This is a genomic window from Halochromatium glycolicum (genome assembly GCF_016584085.1).
GTDB lineage: Bacteria > Pseudomonadota > Gammaproteobacteria > Chromatiales > Chromatiaceae > Lamprobacter > Lamprobacter glycolicus.
On record NZ_NRSJ01000004.1, the window covers coordinates 47,232 to 63,244 of the forward strand.

The window sequence follows — 16,013 nt, forward strand, 5'->3', positions numbered from 1 at the left end:
TGTCCTGATATTCGGGCAGGAGGGGACAGCGCTGTGGGACTTTGGGAGACGCCGATGATTGGCCATCCTGGCCAGAATCGGCACGGAAGCGAAAAGCGTCCTTTACGCTTCCCTTCGTTTTCAGACTTGCGTCGCTGAACATGGCGGGCCGTCCTGGCCCGTCTTCAGAGATAATTCAATGGAGGCGCAACAAGGACATCGTCTTTCGCAGTGACACCAGTTGTCGTGGCGGCCACTGCAGGCCGCAGCGACAATACAAGCATGCTAATTCATCACGACCGAGATCAGGATCATGCATCGTTCTAACCACATTCTTTCACAGTCCTACCGCAGGACCATTCAAGTCGCGTTGCCGCTCTCGGCCGCGCTACTCATAACGGCTTGCGGGGAAACGTCCGTTTCCGCCGAGGACCATGTCGCCCAGGCGCAAGAGGCCTATGCGAACGGCGATGTCCGGACAGCGATCATCGAAATCAAGAACGCCCTGCAGCAAGCGCCCCAAGACGCCGAGAATCGGCTGCTCCTGGGTCGATACAACCTCGAGCTTGGCAAGGCAGTCGAAGCCGAAGCCGAGCTCATTCGTGCCAAGGAGCTGGGCGCGGACCCGGCCGCACTGCGGCTACCGCTTCTTCGCAGCCGACTGATGCAGGGTAAACATGACGAGGTTATCGACAGCACCGAGGCGGTGGGAGAATTTGAGGAAGCGCAGCAGCCTGGCGTGCTCACGCTGCGCGCTCAGGCGCTGCTGAGCGAAGGGCGGATCGACGAAGCCAGGGCGGCGTTGGACCGAGCATTGGCGTTAGAACCAACCGCACCGGAGGCCCTGCTGAGCAAGGCCTGGGTCGAATGGCTGGATAAGGACGAAGAGGCCGCCCGCACCCAGTTGCGTGCCGCGCTGGACGCCGACCCAGAGCTGGATCGCGCTTGGGAACTGCTCGGCGATGTCGAGCGCGACACTGGCAATCTCGAGGAAGCCGAGTCGGCGTACAGCAAGGCGATCGAACACACCAGCATCAGCTTTTCCCCGCGCTTCAAGCGAGCCTTGACGCATATCTTCCAGCAGGACTACGCCAGCGCCGAGAAGGATCTTGAAGCCTTGCGCAAACAGGCCGGCGAGAATCCGGCAGTCAGCTACGTCAGCGGGCTGATCGCCTTTTATCAACAGCGCTATGACGGGGCTCGCGCCGACTTCGAAGAGACGCTCGCGCGCAAGCCCGATTATATGCCGGCGGTGTTCTACCTGGGCGCCACCCAATATGCGCTCGAGAACTGGGGCCAGGCCCAGAGCTATCTCAGCCGGTATACGCGCCGGTTCCCCAGCTCGCCGGAAGCGAACCGCTTGCTGGCCCTATCCCGGCTGCGCGACGGCGACAGCGAGCGCGCCGAGCAGACCCTTGGAGCCATCCTGAAAGCTGATCCGGAAGATCGCACGACCCTGGCAATGATGAGCAATCTCTACCTGGCTCAGGGGCGCGCCGATGAGGCGTTACATCATCTGCGCAAAGTGATCGCGATGGAACCGGACTCGGCCGCGACGCGGGCTAAGCTCGGCATCGCGCTGCTGCAAGAGGGGCAGCGAGAAGAAGGATTTAGTGAACTGGACCGGGCGATCGAGCTGGCTCCTGGGGAGACGCAACGTCTTGAGATCGCAATCGTCCTCGAGCGGCTTCGGGCTGCTGAATATCAACAAGCACTCGAACGACTCGAGCGCTTGCACGAACGCGAAGCCCTTTCCCCGGGTCTCTACTACAACCTCAAAGCGATTGCGCATGTCGGCCTCAACGAGATCGAGACGGCGAAAGCCATCTTCAACGAGGGCCTTGAAAAGGTTCCCGCGGAGCAGCGACCGGACCTTGCGAATAACCTGGCGCGCCTGCAGTTGCGAGACGGAAACTCTCAGGAAGCACAAGAGCTGCTGTCGGACAGCTTGTCGGAAACGCCCGAGCATCTCCCCTCCCTCATGTCGTTTGCGCGGCTCAAGGCCCAAGCGAACGATCTCGAAGAAGCCCAAGCGCTGCTCGAGCGAGCTGTCGCCGCGCATCCGGATGCCCAGCAGCCACGCTTGGCACTCGCCCAGTTGCACCTGAGAGCGGATCGCCCAACCGACGCCTTGGAGCTTCTGCGAGAGACCGATCAGCAAGGTCCGGAGCGCTCAACGGGCTGGCTCGCACTGATGGCGACAGCACTTGTCAACGCCGGCAATCCGACCGAAGCCATCGATATCCTGCGCGAATTGCACGAACAGCGTCCCGACGCAGCCAATGTCTCCTTGATGCTGAGCCGCCTGCTGATCGAGCGGGGAGATCGGGCGGAAGCGCGCAACCTCCTCGAGCAAGCCATGAAACGCGACGCCGAGAATCTTGGACTACGGCTGACGCTCGTGGAGCTGCTGACCCTGGAAGCCGAACTCGACGAGGCGGCCGAACGTCTGGCTCCAGCTGCAGAAGCCCATCCCGATGATCCGCGAGTACTGGCCCGCGCCGGTGCGATCGAATTCGCTGCGGGTCGATACGCAGAGGCGATCGACGCTTTCCAGCGTGCCCGCCGTCTGGCGCCGGCCGACCGCTACGTTGCGGGTGCCCTCGCGAAAGCGCAGCATGTTGCCGACGACACAGAGGCTGCCGTAGCAACGCTGAGCGATTGGCTGCAGCAATTCCCAGACGATCCCGGCATGCGGCTTCTCCAGGCGAATCTCTTGGTAGCCTTAAACCGCGACGGGGAAACAATCGCTGCCTACCGGCGTTACCTGGATAGCGGCCAGGAAAACGCCGTTGCCCTGAATAATCTTGCCTGGTTGCTGCGAACTTCCGATACCGACGAAGCCTTGCGCCTGGTCGAGCGCGCAGCTGAACTGGCACCGGAGTCCGCGGAAATCCTGGACACAAAAGGCGTGATCGAGCAAGAACGCGAGAATTACACTGCAGCGATTGAGACCTTCAGACGTGCCCTCAGCCTCAGCCCGGGCAACCCGTCGATTCGCCTGCATTTGGCCGAGGCACTGATCGCGGACGGTCAGGGACAATCGGCAAAGGAACAGCTTTCCCAACTCCTGGCGGAAGACCCAGGGGCTGACGATCGTGAAAAGGCTGAGACGCTGTTGAACGGCCTATAATGCGGAGGAGCAAGGGTTCCCGAATCATCGGGGACCCTTGCTCCGGTAATCGGCTACGCCTTCTTCAGCGCAGCCTCACCCTGGCGCCCGCTTAAGCGCGGCTGCGACGACGCAGGTATATCCAGCTCGCTCCGGGGGAATATCCGATGCAGGTTTCAAAATGGGGTAACAGTCTGGCGGTGCGCCTGCCCGCCGCGGTGGTCGAAGCGCTGAACCTTCAGGATGGCGACAACATCGAGATCCAGGTCGAAGGGGAGCGGAGCCTAAGCGTGCGCAAGATGCCAGATCAACGCGAACTGCTAGCGCGGCTGCGCAAGTACCGCGGGCGTCTCCCAAAGGGCTTCCGCTTCGATCGCCTTGAGACCCATGAGCGCGGCTAACGCCTTCCTCGACACCAACGTCCTGCTATACCTGCTGTCAGAGGATGCGGCGAAGGCAGATCGGGCAGAAAACCTGCTCGCTGACGGTGGTGTCATCAGCGTGCAGGTGCTAAACGAATTTGCAGCCGTTGCCTCACGCAAGCTTGGCCTATCCTGGCCGGAGATCCGCGAACTATTGGAAACGGCCCAGTCGCTGTGTCGAATCGAACCCTTGACTGTCGCCACGCACGAGCGCGGACTTGCAATCGCAGAACGCTACGGATTCTCGGTCTACGATTCGCTGATCGTCTGTTCCGCTCTGCTGGCCGGTTGCCGCGTCCTGTGGACCGAAGACCTTCAGGATGGCCAGCGTATCGACGACCAGCTGACGGTGAAGAATCCCTTCGCCACGTCCTAAACTGATTGCGCGACACTGAGCTAGGGCTCTATGCCCCGTAGTGCTCCTACATGTGCCTGATGAGCATGATCGCTCGAGGCGATTGAGTTGCGCTTGTTCCCGAACGCGAACATCCTGTTCAGCGCCGACTACCGGGATGGCAGCTGCAACGGCGGCTCGGGGCCGGCTGGGCGCAGTCCGGTGCAATGTTCCGCAACCAGATCGCGCTGCTGCGGGCGCAACTGGCCCGGGATCAGGAGACGGACGGCGGCTGAGCCGCCAGGGGATTGGGGCTGGAGAACGCTCGAGCTGTATACCTGCCTGCAATACATCGATGGCAGTCTCACGTAGAGAAGCCGGCCTTTGCCTCAGTATCGACATGAGCCTGGTCTTGCCGGAGCAGGCGCCCATTCTGGACGCCGGGTGCGGCTCCGGTCGTGACGCCTCGGTGTTCGCTATACCCAGTCACCGAGTCAACGCTTTGGACGCCTCCCCAGCCTTAGTCGCGCTGGCCGCTTGACGGTAGATCCGGCCGACGAAGCAGTCCCGACAGCTGTCGCCGACGGCGCTGCACCGATCGAGATCATCGAAGGCTGGCAGGCGGGCCTGTCCGATGCCTGGCGCAGCACCTTCCGCGGCGTGCCGGTGCTCGAGGAGTGGCACCGCGGACTCGGCTCCGAGTTCATGCCGGATCTCTACGAGGGCGACCTGATGTACATGCCCGCCACGCTGCCGGGGCTCTCGATCGGCAAGGCGCAGGAGCTGCTGCAGCAGACCGATCGGCTGATCGCGACCCTGCCCGAGGTCGAGCGCGTGTTCGGCAAGATCGGGCGTGCCGACACCGCAACCGATCCGGCGCCGCTGACCATGATCGAGACCCTGATCCAGCTCAAGCCCGAGTCCGAATGGCGCGACGGGATGACGGTGGACAAGCTGATCGACGAGCTCGATGCCACGGTCGATCTGCCCGGTGTCACCAACGCCTGGGTGATGCCGATCAAGACCCGCATCGACATGCTCGCCACCGGCATCAAGACCCCGGTCGGGGTCAAGATCGCCGGCCCCGATCTGAAGGAGATCGAGCGCATCGGCCAGGCGATCGAGCGCGCGGTGACGCCGATCGCGGGCACCACCTCGGCGTTCTCGGAGCGGGTCGCCGGCGGGCGCTATATCGAGGTGCGCCCGGATCGGCTGGCCGCAGCCCGGGTCGGGCTCAACGTCGACGCCATCAACCGCATCTCTCATTGGTGGGCGGCTTCTGGCTGATCCATCTGCTCGGCTACAACCTCTCGGTGGCGGTCGCGGTCGGCTTCATCGCCCTGGCCGGCGTCGCCGCCGAGTTCGGCGTGGTGATGCTGGTGTATCTCGACAATGCGCTCGAGCCCTGGCGCAACGAGGGCCGGCTGAACACGCTCGACGACCTCAAGGCCGCGATCGAAGAAGGCGCGGTGCTGCGCATCCGCCCGAAGGCGATGACGGTCGCGACCATCTTCGCCGGGCTGTTGCCGATCATGCTCTTCGGTGGCGTCGGCTCCGAGGTCATGCGCCGCATCGCCGCGCCGATGGTCGGCGGCATGATCACCGCACCGCTGCTGAGCCTGTTCGTGATCCCGGCGATCTATCTGTTGTGGCGCCAGCGGGGGCTGCGCCGCGGGGAGCCGTCGGAGGAGGGTGCCTCAGTGCGTGATGCGGAGGCGGTGCCGACGGGGTGAGGATCGCCGGCGTTGCGACAACCGCAGCCCGGCCCTTGCGAGCCTCCTGTCTCAGGCCGTACGTAGTCGAGACAGGCCAGGGTGCACGGCGGCAAAGCTCGCTCAGTCTTGTTACGCTCTCAACATGAAAGCCGAGCCGGTCCTGTCGTACCGCCAGCAATTGACGGCTTCCTTGTTCAAGGAGGTGCGCGTCTGGCGACTATCGCAGCCGCTCGCTGGCAGTCAGCATCCGTTTAAATACCGCTTGGCGCTGGTGAGCGGTGATCAATGCGTGCTGCGCTACGACAACGAGCGCGGTAAAGGTGATCACAAACATCTCGGCGATCAGGAATTCGCGCTGACCTTTACCTCGATGCCGCAGCTCCTGATCGATTTCGATCGCGATATCAACGCTGGAGAGAGGTTCATGAACAGGTTGATGATTGAAGTCGCGAGCGAGGAGGAAGCGCGCGCCCAAGCCATTGCCTCGCTCGAATGCGGTACACCACAGCCGCCGCGCTACCTTTTCAGGACGCAAGAGGATCTTCTCGATACGCTGAACAGCCATCGGTTTGCCATCCTCAAGGCCCTGGCAGGGGCTGGTCCAATCGGGGTCCAAGAGCTGGCCCGGCGGGTCGGGCGAGACCTGAGTGAAGTGCATGAAGACGCCTGGCAGCTGAGCGCGATCGGGCTGATCGACAAGACCGACTGCGGTGAGCTGCAGTTTCCGTATGACGCCATTGATATTCACCTCGGCTGGCAGGCAGCAGCCTGATTAAGGCTGCGGCCAACCTGTACAAGCTGACCCAGACCGTCGAAGGCCTGGAGCGCTATCCGGTCAACCTCCGCTTCCCGCGCGAGCAGCCAGCTCTTCGGTGGCATCGGTTCCTAGGTGATGCGCCGCATCGCCGCGCCGATGGTCGGCGGCATGATCACCGCGCCCTTTCTGAGCCTGTTCGTGACCCCGGCGATCGATCTGCTGTGGCACCAGGGGGGTTGCGAAGCGGGAAGCCGTCGGAGGAGGGTGCATCGATGACTGATGCTGAGGCGGTGCCGACGGGTTGAGGATCGCCGGCGTTGCGACAACGGCAGATTGGTCTTCGCCAGCCTCCTGTCTCAGCTCACAGGCCCGCTTCGGGGCCGTGAGCTTCATCCACCGCTTCGGTGGCTGCTGGGGCCCCGGCTGTTCGAGTCGCTACCCCTGGTCTGTCTCAACCGCGACGCGGATAGGCGCATCATCGCCTTCATCACCGAGGCCGCTCCCGTCGAGCACAACCTCGACTACATCGGTGAGCCGTCCGCGCCCGCACCCCGTTCCCGCGCGCCCCTGCGCTGCGCTGTCCTGCTTCGCTTGGGTACCCGCCCAAACCATCCCGGTTCGGTCGTTCGCTGCGTCAGCGCAGCTCACCCACCCGCCTGGGACGATGTGCCAGAGCCGATGCCGGACTGGGATCTCCTACCAGCCCGAGCTCGACTTCGAGCCCCTTTGATACTGGGATCAACGCGTCTCCTGGTAACCGCCGTCTCTCTCGTGCAGGAAACGGTGCAGCCCCCGCGTCTCCCGGCGGCTCGCTGCGCCTCCGACTTCCGTCAGTCACGTTTGTTGGGCGTTGACTACGCATCCCACCCCCGCTACCTTCTTCCCCCGGCCAACCTGTACGCTCAGCGAGGTTTGGATTTCCTATCCGCTCGAAAAACCTGACCGACTGAGTATTGGCTTGGAGCGGCTCAGACGAGCAGCTGCTGCAGGATTACGCTCGAGGCTCGGGATAGAAACGCTTATCAAGCACCTGCTCGTAGGGATAGGGGCAGTGCTCTGGGAAGTTCTCCAGCGGCAGACCGGTCTCGTCGCAGGCTAGCTCGACGGCATCGGGATAGGTCGCCTCGATGGTGTCGGCGAGAACGCCCTTCAGCCCGGGCGATTGCTTCAGGAGATCGCTCAGCTGCTTGCGTTGCTCGAGGATGGTCGAGCGCCAGCTGCGGCCGTCGAATTCGCGCCAGCGCTCAGAGAACTGGCCAGATTGGTATTCCCACTTCAGCAAATGGGCGAGCAGGACCAGTAAGCGGCTGCGCAATTCGCGCCGATCGCTCTTGCTCATATCGCTCAGCTCCTCGAGCAAATGCTCTAGATCGAGCTCGTCGAAACGGCGTTCGCGCAGCAGCTCGGCATTGCGCTGTGCCCAGGCGGCATAGTCGGTTTGGTAAAGCGTCGCGAGGTTCGTCATGGTATGTTTCCAACAAGGCCCTTGATGAATTTGGACAGCTAGGACGCTATCGCCATGTAGCGCTCTAGCCTTATCATGGGAACGGTTGGCTGCAGGGTTCTGGTTCGTCCTGGCTGGCTTACGTCATTGTACAGCCAAGCTCTTCGAAATCGCTCTTTATGCGTTCCATTCAGGGGCCCACCTCACCACGTCAACACCATGGAAGGCGTCTGGTCGCTGCTGCGCTCCTGGCTGCGCCCACACCGTGGCATCTCACAGGAGCATCTACCCTTTTACCTGAGCTTCTTTCAGTTCGTGCACAACGCGCGGGTGCGGCGCAAGGGGCTGCTGCCGGGGCTCTTTGGCGCACTGGTGACTCAGTTGAGTGAAACACATAAAGAGCGGTTTGGAGTTCCTATCCTTCGCTTGCTCCAAAGTCTTCATCACCGAAGATATAGCTGAGATCAAAAAGGGATATCATCGAACGGCGGGATGCTCGCCTGAGTCGCCCCACAAAACGTGGCAACGATGTGGTAGCGCCCGTCCTCCAGTCGATAGGCGATTAAGCTGCGATCTTCCGGCCAGATCAACCAGTAGAACGGGACGCGATGGCGCTGCAGCAATAGCAGCAAGATTAGGGTGTCTTTGCGCTCGTGGCCCGGCGAGACGATCTCGCAGACCCAATCCGGCCTCAGCTCCACCATACCGCGGGGTTGTCGGGGCATCCGCTCCTTGCGCCAGCCAGCCAGCCAGGTCATGGCAAGGGCACTGATGCGCCTTGTAGGCGGCGCTGATCTCGGCAGCAATCCACCAGCCGCCGGGTCCTCTCCGATGTTGTAAGGGGCCCCAGAGCTTCGCGGGTGTTAACCTGCGCCATCCCGTGCTCGCCGCGAGCCATGGGACGGCGCACAATCTCGCCGTCGATCAGCTCGAAACGGTCGCCTTCATCGAAGATCCCGGCTTGAATCACCTGATGGTAGGCGTCCACGCCCAAACGAAAGATTGGATGCGTTTCGGTGAGGCTGGGCTCGGCTTCGACAACAGGCATGGTGCAACCTCCGTCGATACGTAACAGGCCTTCGCAAGATTGTCCGGCTCGGCTCGCGGCAGATTAATGACTTCGGAGACAACGGTATCAGAGATGCACTGGCTCGGTATCGTCGCTATGTTCGCCGAGGTCGTGATCGCCGACGGCGCGCCGATGCTGAAGAGCGAGAACGCGAGCCTGAACGGCTGGACCTTAGTCGACATCCGCGGGCGCGATCTGGGCAGTTGGCTCAGCGAGGCGAAGCAGGTGGTACGCGACCAGGTTGAGCTGCCAGCCGGCTACTCGCTCACCTGGTCCGGGCAGTACGAATACATGGAGCGCGCCCAGGACCGGCTGAATCAGGTCGTGCCGGTGACGCTGGCGATCATCTTCCTGCTCCTGTACCTGACCTTCTGCAGCAGCGGCGAGGCCCTGTTGGTGATGCTGTCGCTGCCGTTCGCGCTGGTCGGCGGCTTCTGGCAGATCTATCTGCTCGGCTACAACCTCTCGGTGGCGGTCGCCGTTGGCTTCATCCCGTTGGCCGGTGTCGCCGCCGAGTTCGGGGTGGTGATGCTGGTGTATCTGGACAATGCGCTCAAGCACTGGCGCAAAGCGGGGCGTCTCAACACGGTTGATGACCTCAAGGGCGTGATCGAGGAGGGCGCGGTGCTGCGCATCCGCCCCAAGGTGATGACGGTCGCGACCATCTTCGCCGGGCTCGCCAGGCTGCTGCCGATCATGCTATTCGGTGGTGTCGGCTCCGAGGTCATGCGCCGCATCGCCGCGCCGATGGTCGGCGGCATGATTACCGCACTGCTGCTGAGCCTGTTCGTGATCCCGGCGATCTATCTGCTGTGGCGCCAGCGCGGGGTACGCCGCGGGGAACAGTTAGGGTAGGGTGCCTCAGTGCGTGAGGCGGAGGCGGTGCCGACGGGTTGAGGATCGCTGGCCTTGCGACAACGGCAGCCCGTGCCACTCGGCCGGGCTGCGGTGAAGTAAGCCTCTCAAGCACCGTCTGCCGCGTTGACCGCAGCCGAAAGGAAGGCGAGCAGATCGAGCTAAGCGCGTCGGAGCGCAATGCTGTACTCGCTCCAGCGTGCATCGGACGAGACCGCCGTCATGCCTTCGATCCGTGCTTGTGCAATGATCAAGCGATCGAACGGGTCTTCGTGGATCCTGGGAAACGCAGCCGTCTCGATCGCGTCCGCCTCGTTGATCGTCAATAGGGCCGCACCCGCGGCAAGACTTTGGTCGCGGGAGTTCAAGGCGTCTCGCTCTTTTCACACACTGATCAAACAACTGCCCGCCGTTGGCTGTCAAATGAGGCGAGCACCGGGAATCTATAGGCTATAGGCTGACACGCGCGAAGTATGCCTCCTAGTCATCAACCAGCTTCACAGGCTGCCGCATCATGCCCTCGGGGGCTGACGCTACTGCTGTTGCTGGTTCAGTATTCACCTTTGAGCGAAGAGACGAGCACTCATGCAAGCCAATCTTGACCCACAAGACTTTAAGCAAACCGTTAAGGAAGCATTAGTCGAGCTCTTGACCGAGGAGCCGGCTGTGCTTCGTGACCTCTTGGCGGAGGCCTTGGAAGATGTGGTGTTCGCCGATGCGATACGCGAAGGGCGGACAACGCCGATGACAACCCGTGAGTCTGTGCTCGAGGTATTGGAGGACGCGGGTTGAAGGTTACTTTTTGGGTCGAGCTTTCTGCGTGACCTGAAGAAGATTCGGGACCGAGCCGTGCTTGCTGCAGTAAAACTGGTGCTCGAACAGCTGGAAACTGCTGATACGCTTGAAGCAATCCCTGAGTTAAGAAAGCTCGCCGGCGCATCTGGCTTCTACCGCATCAAAGTTGGAGACTACCGAATCGGGCTGTCCATCAGCGACGGCGTCCTCGAATGCGTGCGCTGCCTTCATCGCCGCGACATCTACAAACGCTTTCCTTGAGCGAAGTCCATCAACTTTCGCGCCAAACTCGCGCTACTCACCAATGCCTGTGCGCCTGGGGACAAGCTTGCGGTCTATGCTGCGCTTGAAGACGAAGGATTCGACCGTTACCAGCAGCTCTCCCCTCAAGAAGTCATATCGAGTTGCGCCCAGACTGCTTGGCCGCGGCCCAGGCCGGGCTCAGCGTCGACGACATCAACCGCATCGTCGCCGCCGCCATCGGCGGCATCAGTCTGATAAGTATCTAGCCAGCTCCACCCCTGAGGCTACAGTTGGATTAGCATAATCCAGCAACCGCAGCCCTGAGGGGAGGGACCGACGAGGCCTTGATCATCGGTTGACCCAAAACTCGGTAGGCGATCGGCGCAGCTTGAGGAGTGGCAGGAGCGCCGGGGAGGCGTACCCTTGGAAGTGGAAACCGACCGAGGGAAGCCGTGTTGCCCGATGCCCCTGCCGCTGCTGACTGTCGTACGGCAGATCCTCGCCTGTGCTCATGAGTAGCGCGCGGCGCTGGCCACCACCATGGCCCCTCGCCGGCTGAGCCGCGCCGAAGACGAGACCTGGCAGGATGAGATGCGCCTGGTGGCTATCGACCCCGTGTCGGGCTTTTTACGGACCTGTTTCATCTCCAGCATGAGGCCAGCAAGGCCATGAGCCTGTCGCTCATGTGCGCACAGCGGCAGGCGCAAACCGAGGAAGATACGGCCAAGGCGAAGCGACGCGCTGCCGGAGCCGGCCTGAGACTCGTCCGGCAATTCTGCCAGCGATTCCGCCAACAGGCTGCCGAGCAAACGGATCAGATTGAGGCGGTTGCCGAACTTGAGGCCGCCGAGCGGCATCGGCAGCGGGTCCTCATATCGGACCAGGGCCCGGCATAGGTCATAGGTCGGCGGTTGGCGCAGACAGCCGCCGCACGGGCCGGGCGCGGCGACCACATCCTCGCCGACTGGCTGAACCACGCCTCGCTGACCGACGGCGCCCGCCTCAGCGGCGCCCGGCTGCGCCGTTACGGGCATGCCGGCGTGGCCGATCTGCGCTGGCTCGCCGCCGCCCAGCCGCCGGCGCTGCTCGCCAGCGGCGGCGTCTTCAGCTCAATGTGGGCGAGGGCGTTACTCAAGCTGGATTCGTTGCTTTGCCTCGATATCCTCAGAACTCACCCTCAGGCGATACGATCGGCAGGTTCACGACATCCAACGCAGACCGGTTGCCCTTGCGATCGTACGCGCTCGCCTCCAGCACCAGCTGGCCGCCCGGGTCGAAGGGGACCGGGACCTGCAAGCGATAAGGCGGCGCCCGATCGAGCAGCGCGGGCGCGCCGTCGACGACCAGTTCGACCCTCTCGACACCCACATTGTCGTCCGCAGCGAGCTCGACAAGGATGGCTTGCCCGGCGCGGACCTGCTCGCCCGGCAGTGGGCTCAGGAACACGGCCGTCGGCTGGGTCTCGTCTACCAAGACATTCAAAGGCACCGTCGGGCTCGCACCGAGATCACCGCCCCAGTCCTCGGCCTGCGCCTCAAGCGTCAAGGGGCCGGCACCCACGGGCACACGCAGGTCGAAGAGGAATGGCGTCGCACGCAAACCCAGTCTGCGTATACCATCGACCAGCAGGTCGACACGCTTGACTGCGACATCGTCGGCTGCGTCCACGCTCACCACCACATCCGAGGTCTCGACAACCGACTGCCCGGCCGGTGGCGAGGTGATCGACACCGTCGGCGCACTGCCGCCAGCCTCCTCCGGCAGTTGCAGATGCACATCAAGCACGTTCGGCCGATCGATCACAAGCGCCGCTTCCGAGGCGGTCGCCGCATCGACCTGGCCATCACCGTCGAAATCGGCGACGACCAGGTCCTGCACCTTCTCGCCGACGACAAAACTGCGCTCGCGCTCGAATGTACCGTCGCCCCTGCTGATCAGGACGGATAGGTCCTGATGGCCGGCATGCCCGACGAATATGTCGTCTAGGCCGTCGTTGTTCGCGTCCGCCGCGCCGATGGCGAAGGTTTCCTGACCGGTGGGTACGCGGTTCTGCTCGAAGAATCCACCGTCGCCGCGACCGAGCAGGACCGAGACATCGTCCGTGCCCCCGTTGGCCACAGCCAGATCGAGCACACCGTCGGCGTCGAAGTCACCGATGGCACCGGCGTAGGCGCGATCCCCGGCCGTGTAGCCCACCGCCGCGCCCTCGAAGGTACCGGCCGGGTTGCCGAAACGCACGACCACATCGGCGTTGAGGAAAAGGTCATCGGCGTCTATGAAGTCCATGATGCTGATGAGGTCCTGGTTGCCGTCGGCGTCGAGGTCGGCCAAGAGGATCTGGCGCACGCTAGGGCTGGTCGATGTCAGGTTCATGTCGAGCTTGGTCGGTGCCCGGAAGCTACCGTCCGCGTTGCCGATGAAGACGGCGATCTCGCTGGCCCTGGCGTCGACCAACAGGTCCGAGACGCCGTCCCCGTTGACGTCACCGATCGCGACATAGGTCGGTCTGTCCAGGGACTCGAGCTCGAGCGGCGGTTGGATGTCGAATCCGCTGTCGCCGTCCCCATAAAGGATCGCGACCTGGTCGAGGTTCGTGCTCGCCGCCGCGATATCGAGGTGACCGTCGCCGTTCAGGTCGCCCAATGCCGGATTGCCCAGGCGCTGGCCGATGAACACGAACTCGGTGTGAAAGGTACCGTCGCCGCGGCCGAGGTGTATGCCCAGGTCGCGTAACCCGTTGGTGATCAGGTCCGGTACCGTGTCGCCGTCGAGGTCCCCGACGGCGACGCGATCGACCGCCTGGTCGACGTTCACACGCGTTGGCAGCAGGAAGCTACCGTGTCCATCCCCGAGCAAGATCGCCAGGTCGTCCGAGAAGTTCAGCGAGATGGCCAAATCCAAGAGGCCGTCTGCATCCAGGTCGGCCACGGCCAGGCGGTTGACCTTGGTCCCCACCGCATAGAAACGGGCGGGCTCGAAGCCGCCCGTGCCCTGGCCCTGGAACAACACCAGCGCACCATCGTCGATCGGGGACGGCCCGAACAGGCCGAAGCGGGTCACCACCAGATCGCGCCGCCCGTCCTGGTCCAGGTCCACGATCGCCAGGTCCGCGATGTCCTCGCCATCGGCGACCGCGCCCGGTACGCGGTCGGTGGATGCAAAGGAGGCGAAACGCAGTGTACCGTCGGCCTGTGTGGTGTAAACGGTCACGAACTCGTCGTTTCGGTGGCCGGCCGCCACATCCGGGCGCCCGTCGTTGTTAAGGTCGCCGACCGCGAGCGTGCGCGGGGTCTGTCCGAATGTCGAGTAGCTGGCCGCATCCTGGAAGGTGCCGTCGCCGTTACCCAGATTGACGCTCACCCTGCCGATACCGGTGCCAAACGAGTTGGCGACGACGATATCGAGCGCCCCATCAAGGTCGAGATCGACCAGCGCGATATCGCGCGGCAGGGCCTCGACAACGAGTGCGCCGACGAGTGTGAAGGTGCCGCCGAGGTTGCGCAGCAGGGTGACGGTGCCGTCGAAGTTCCCGTTTGCGACCGCGATGTCGGGCAGGCCGTCGCCGTCGATGTCGCCGACCGCGATCGCCGTCGGCGTCGACCCGGCCGCATAGTGGATCGCGTCCGCCGCATCGAACTGGCCACTACCATCGCCCGCAAGAACCGTTATCTGGTTGCCGGCGCTGTAGCCGACTGCCAGATCCAGCTGGCCATCCGCGTTTAGATCGGCGAGGCGCACGCTGTTCGGGGAGGGACGGGTCGCGACCTCGGGCTGCGCCTCGAACTGGCCGTTGCCGTCCCCGAGCAGGACGGTGAGGCTGTTGCCGTCGCCGTTTGCGACGACCAGGTCGAGCGTGCCGTTGCCGTCCACGTCGCCGCTGTCGACCTCGTTCGGCCCTTCGCCGGTCGGAAACTTGGCGCCCTTGAACAGACGCCTGCGTGGCGGAGTGACCGGCAGGTCGCCCACGTCGACGAGCGTACCGCGCGTCACCTGTACCGTCCCTGACTGCCCGCGCAGGACCTCGCCCTCGACCACTGCCTCGATCTGCACCGAGACTGCTTGGGGGCGGCAGGCCGGGATGGCGTCAAAGGTGAACACGCCGTCCTGGTCCGTCAGGTGAGGCAAGAGGCCGGTCGGCCCGAAGAGCTCGACCTGCGCGCCCGCCACCGGCGCGCCGAGGGCGGTCACGACCCGCCCGGTCACGCTGCCTGTCTCGACGGCGAGCGGCTCGCAGCCGAGCAGGACCTCATCGCCGTCCGTGATCCCGTCGCCGTCGGTGTCCGGGTTGTCCCGGTCGGTACCGAGCAGGACCTCGTCAAGGTTGGTTAGCCCGTCGCCGTCCTCGTCCGCGCCAGCCACGAAGTCGAACGGGTTGCCGGTCAGCTCGACCTCGAGCCCGTCGTCTGCCCCGTCGCCGTCGCTGTCCGGGTCTAGGGGGTCGGACCCGAAGCCAACCTCGGCGCCGTCCTCCAGCCCGTCGCCGTCCGAGTCGCTGGCCAATGGGTCGCTGCCGGCTGCCAGCTCGGCCCCGTCGTCCAGGCCGTCGCCGTCCGTGTCCGCGGTGAAGAGCCCGGTGCCGGCCTGGAACTCCTCGAGATGGGTCAGTCCGTCGCCGTCGGGGTCCAGGCCGGCATCACTCGGGTCGTTCGGATCCAGACCGTTGTCGCGCTCGAATGCGTCCGGCAGCCCGTCGCCGTCGGTGTCGCCACCCGCTGCTACCGTGATCAGGGTGGTCGCCAGTATCCCCTGATGGATGGCTGTGATCGCGGCACGGCCGTTGCCGAGGGCCGTGACCCTGCCATCGGCATCGACCTCCAGGATGCCCTGGTTACTCGAGCTGTAGCCGGTGCCGGTCGCTGCTGCCGTGACGTCGCGGGTCGCCCCGTCGACGAAGCGGGCGGTCGCGGTGACTTGAGTGCTCTCGCCGATGGTATGGAGCGTCGCCGCGGCGCTGGTCAGGACCAGCGTCTCGGGAATCGGCTCCTCGACGCCGAATGTGATCGGCCCGACCTCGACACTGGCACCGGCCGGCCGCGAGAAGAACGCCGAGTGGCCGCGGTCGAAACCGCCATCAGCGCGCTCGCAGACCACCCGCACCCGCATCAGGCTGTTGGACGGGGCAACGTTTGCGATCGCGAATGTGCCATTGCTCGCGACCTGGATAAAGCGGTTGACGACGGAGGCGGTGCACTCCTCGTTGAGCTGCTGGGCACCGGTGCCGGTGGAGAGCAGCAACGCCCAGAGCACAGCGGCGTGGCGGAGAGGGTTTATTCTCATGGTCCTTAGAC

The 16,013-nt window shown here is 63.8% G+C and carries 14 protein-coding genes and 2 pseudogenes; 10 read left to right on the forward strand and 6 right to left on the reverse strand.

Features of this window, described 5'->3' with window-relative positions; genetic code table 11:
- Window positions 1–292 precede the first annotated feature (292 nt).
- The 6 genes and pseudogenes from prsT (at window position 293) to CKO40_RS03420 (ending at window position 6,595) form a co-directional block, all read left to right on the forward strand.
- Window positions 293–3,112: an XrtA/PEP-CTERM system TPR-repeat protein PrsT gene (prsT, locus tag CKO40_RS03395; protein WP_200344742.1), complete on the forward strand. Its 2,820-nt coding sequence runs from the start codon at window positions 293–295 to the stop codon at window positions 3,110–3,112.
- A 146-nt stretch (window positions 3,113–3,258) separates the two neighbouring features.
- Window positions 3,259–3,492: an AbrB/MazE/SpoVT family DNA-binding domain-containing protein gene (locus tag CKO40_RS03400; protein WP_200344744.1), complete on the forward strand. Its 234-nt coding sequence runs from the start codon at window positions 3,259–3,261 to the stop codon at window positions 3,490–3,492.
- Window positions 3,479–3,889 carry a PIN domain-containing protein gene (locus CKO40_RS03405; protein WP_200344746.1) on the forward strand — a complete coding sequence of 137 codons (411 nt, stop codon included), beginning with the start codon at window positions 3,479–3,481 and terminating at the stop codon, window positions 3,887–3,889. Before CKO40_RS03400 ends, CKO40_RS03405 begins: the two co-directional genes overlap by 14 nt.
- Window positions 3,890–4,537: 648 nt before the next feature.
- Window positions 4,538–5,580: pseudogene (locus CKO40_RS03410) on the forward strand (efflux RND transporter permease subunit); the annotation flags it as partial.
- Between the two features lie 124 nt (window positions 5,581–5,704).
- The gene (locus CKO40_RS03415; protein WP_200344748.1) at window positions 5,705–6,334 is read left to right on the forward strand and encodes a toxin-antitoxin system TumE family protein; all 630 of its coding nucleotides are present in this window, start codon (window positions 5,705–5,707) and stop codon (window positions 6,332–6,334) included.
- Between the two features lie 120 nt (window positions 6,335–6,454).
- Window positions 6,455–6,595 (forward strand): hypothetical protein, encoded by a 141-nt coding sequence (locus CKO40_RS03420; protein WP_200344750.1) that lies wholly within the window; start codon window positions 6,455–6,457, stop codon window positions 6,593–6,595.
- Between the two features lie 715 nt (window positions 6,596–7,310).
- Here CKO40_RS03420 and CKO40_RS03425 read toward each other — a convergent pair.
- Complete coding sequence (locus tag CKO40_RS03425) at window positions 7,311–7,784, reverse strand: DUF29 domain-containing protein (protein ID WP_200344752.1); 474 nt, start codon at window positions 7,782–7,784, stop codon at window positions 7,311–7,313.
- A 186-nt stretch (window positions 7,785–7,970) separates the two neighbouring features.
- Between CKO40_RS03425 and CKO40_RS24105 the strand changes: the two are divergent.
- A pseudogene (locus CKO40_RS24105) lies at window positions 7,971–8,075 on the forward strand (IS1595 family transposase); the annotation flags it as partial.
- Between the two features lie 152 nt (window positions 8,076–8,227).
- On the opposite strand, the gene CKO40_RS25245 reads toward CKO40_RS24105, so the two are convergent.
- Window positions 8,228–8,521: a Uma2 family endonuclease gene (locus CKO40_RS25245; protein ID WP_420827354.1), complete on the reverse strand. Its 294-nt coding sequence runs from the start codon at window positions 8,519–8,521 to the stop codon at window positions 8,228–8,230.
- Window positions 8,518–8,811, reverse strand: coding sequence for a hypothetical protein (locus CKO40_RS25250; RefSeq protein WP_420827355.1), 294 nt, complete (start codon window positions 8,809–8,811; stop codon window positions 8,518–8,520). The genes CKO40_RS25245 and CKO40_RS25250 overlap by 4 nt, the downstream gene beginning before the upstream one ends.
- Window positions 8,812–8,877: 66 nt before the next feature.
- Between CKO40_RS25250 and CKO40_RS03440 the strand changes: the two genes are divergently transcribed.
- Window positions 8,878–9,687 carry an efflux RND transporter permease subunit gene (locus CKO40_RS03440; protein WP_200344754.1) on the forward strand — a complete coding sequence of 270 codons (810 nt, stop codon included), beginning with the start codon at window positions 8,878–8,880 and terminating at the stop codon, window positions 9,685–9,687.
- Between the two features lie 161 nt (window positions 9,688–9,848).
- Here CKO40_RS03440 and CKO40_RS03445 read toward each other — a convergent pair whose 3' ends face one another.
- On the reverse strand, window positions 9,849–10,055 hold the full coding sequence (locus CKO40_RS03445; RefSeq protein WP_200344756.1) for a type II toxin-antitoxin system VapC family toxin: 207 nt from the start codon (window positions 10,053–10,055) through the stop codon (window positions 9,849–9,851).
- Between the two features lie 217 nt (window positions 10,056–10,272).
- Here CKO40_RS03445 and CKO40_RS03450 point away from each other — a divergent pair, with 217 nt between their 5' ends.
- Window positions 10,273–10,479 (forward strand): hypothetical protein, encoded by a 207-nt coding sequence (locus tag CKO40_RS03450; protein ID WP_200344758.1) that lies wholly within the window; start codon window positions 10,273–10,275, stop codon window positions 10,477–10,479.
- 24 nt (window positions 10,480–10,503) lie between these two features.
- On the forward strand, window positions 10,504–10,743 hold the full coding sequence (locus CKO40_RS03455; RefSeq protein ID WP_200344919.1) for a type II toxin-antitoxin system RelE/ParE family toxin: 240 nt from the start codon (window positions 10,504–10,506) through the stop codon (window positions 10,741–10,743).
- A gap of 491 nt (window positions 10,744–11,234) precedes the next feature.
- Here the strand turns inward: CKO40_RS03455 and CKO40_RS03460 are convergent, their stop codons facing one another.
- On the reverse strand, window positions 11,235–11,582 hold the full coding sequence (locus CKO40_RS03460; protein WP_200344760.1) for a hypothetical protein: 348 nt from the start codon (window positions 11,580–11,582) through the stop codon (window positions 11,235–11,237).
- Window positions 11,583–11,889: 307 nt separating this feature from the next.
- Window positions 11,890–16,002, reverse strand: a complete 4,113-nt coding sequence (locus tag CKO40_RS03465) for an FG-GAP-like repeat-containing protein (protein WP_200344762.1) — start codon at window positions 16,000–16,002, stop codon at window positions 11,890–11,892.
- Between the last annotated feature and the right edge of the window lie 11 nt (window positions 16,003–16,013).

Coding starts and splice junctions, on each gene's coding strand:
- prsT (WP_200344742.1), top strand. CDS start 293: ATGCATCGTTCTAACCACATTCTTTCACAGTCCTACCGCAGGACCATT.
- CKO40_RS25250 (WP_420827355.1), bottom strand. CDS start 8,811: ATGCCTGTTGTCGAAGCCGAGCCCAGCCTCACCGAAACGCATCCAATC.
- CKO40_RS03405 (WP_200344746.1), top strand. CDS start 3,479: ATGAGCGCGGCTAACGCCTTCCTCGACACCAACGTCCTGCTATACCTG.
- CKO40_RS03460 (WP_200344760.1), bottom strand. CDS start 11,582: ATGCCGCTCGGCGGCCTCAAGTTCGGCAACCGCCTCAATCTGATCCGT.
- CKO40_RS03440 (WP_200344754.1), top strand. CDS start 8,878: ATGACTTCGGAGACAACGGTATCAGAGATGCACTGGCTCGGTATCGTC.
- CKO40_RS03400 (WP_200344744.1), top strand. CDS start 3,259: ATGCAGGTTTCAAAATGGGGTAACAGTCTGGCGGTGCGCCTGCCCGCC.
- CKO40_RS25245 (WP_420827354.1), bottom strand. CDS start 8,521: ATGACCTGGCTGGCTGGCTGGCGCAAGGAGCGGATGCCCCGACAACCC.
- CKO40_RS03465 (WP_200344762.1), bottom strand. CDS start 16,002: ATGAGAATAAACCCTCTCCGCCACGCCGCTGTGCTCTGGGCGTTGCTG.
- CKO40_RS03420 (WP_200344750.1), top strand. CDS start 6,455: ATGCGCCGCATCGCCGCGCCGATGGTCGGCGGCATGATCACCGCGCCC.
- CKO40_RS03450 (WP_200344758.1), top strand. CDS start 10,273: ATGCAAGCCAATCTTGACCCACAAGACTTTAAGCAAACCGTTAAGGAA.
- CKO40_RS03425 (WP_200344752.1), bottom strand. CDS start 7,784: ATGACGAACCTCGCGACGCTTTACCAAACCGACTATGCCGCCTGGGCA.
- CKO40_RS03415 (WP_200344748.1), top strand. CDS start 5,705: ATGAAAGCCGAGCCGGTCCTGTCGTACCGCCAGCAATTGACGGCTTCC.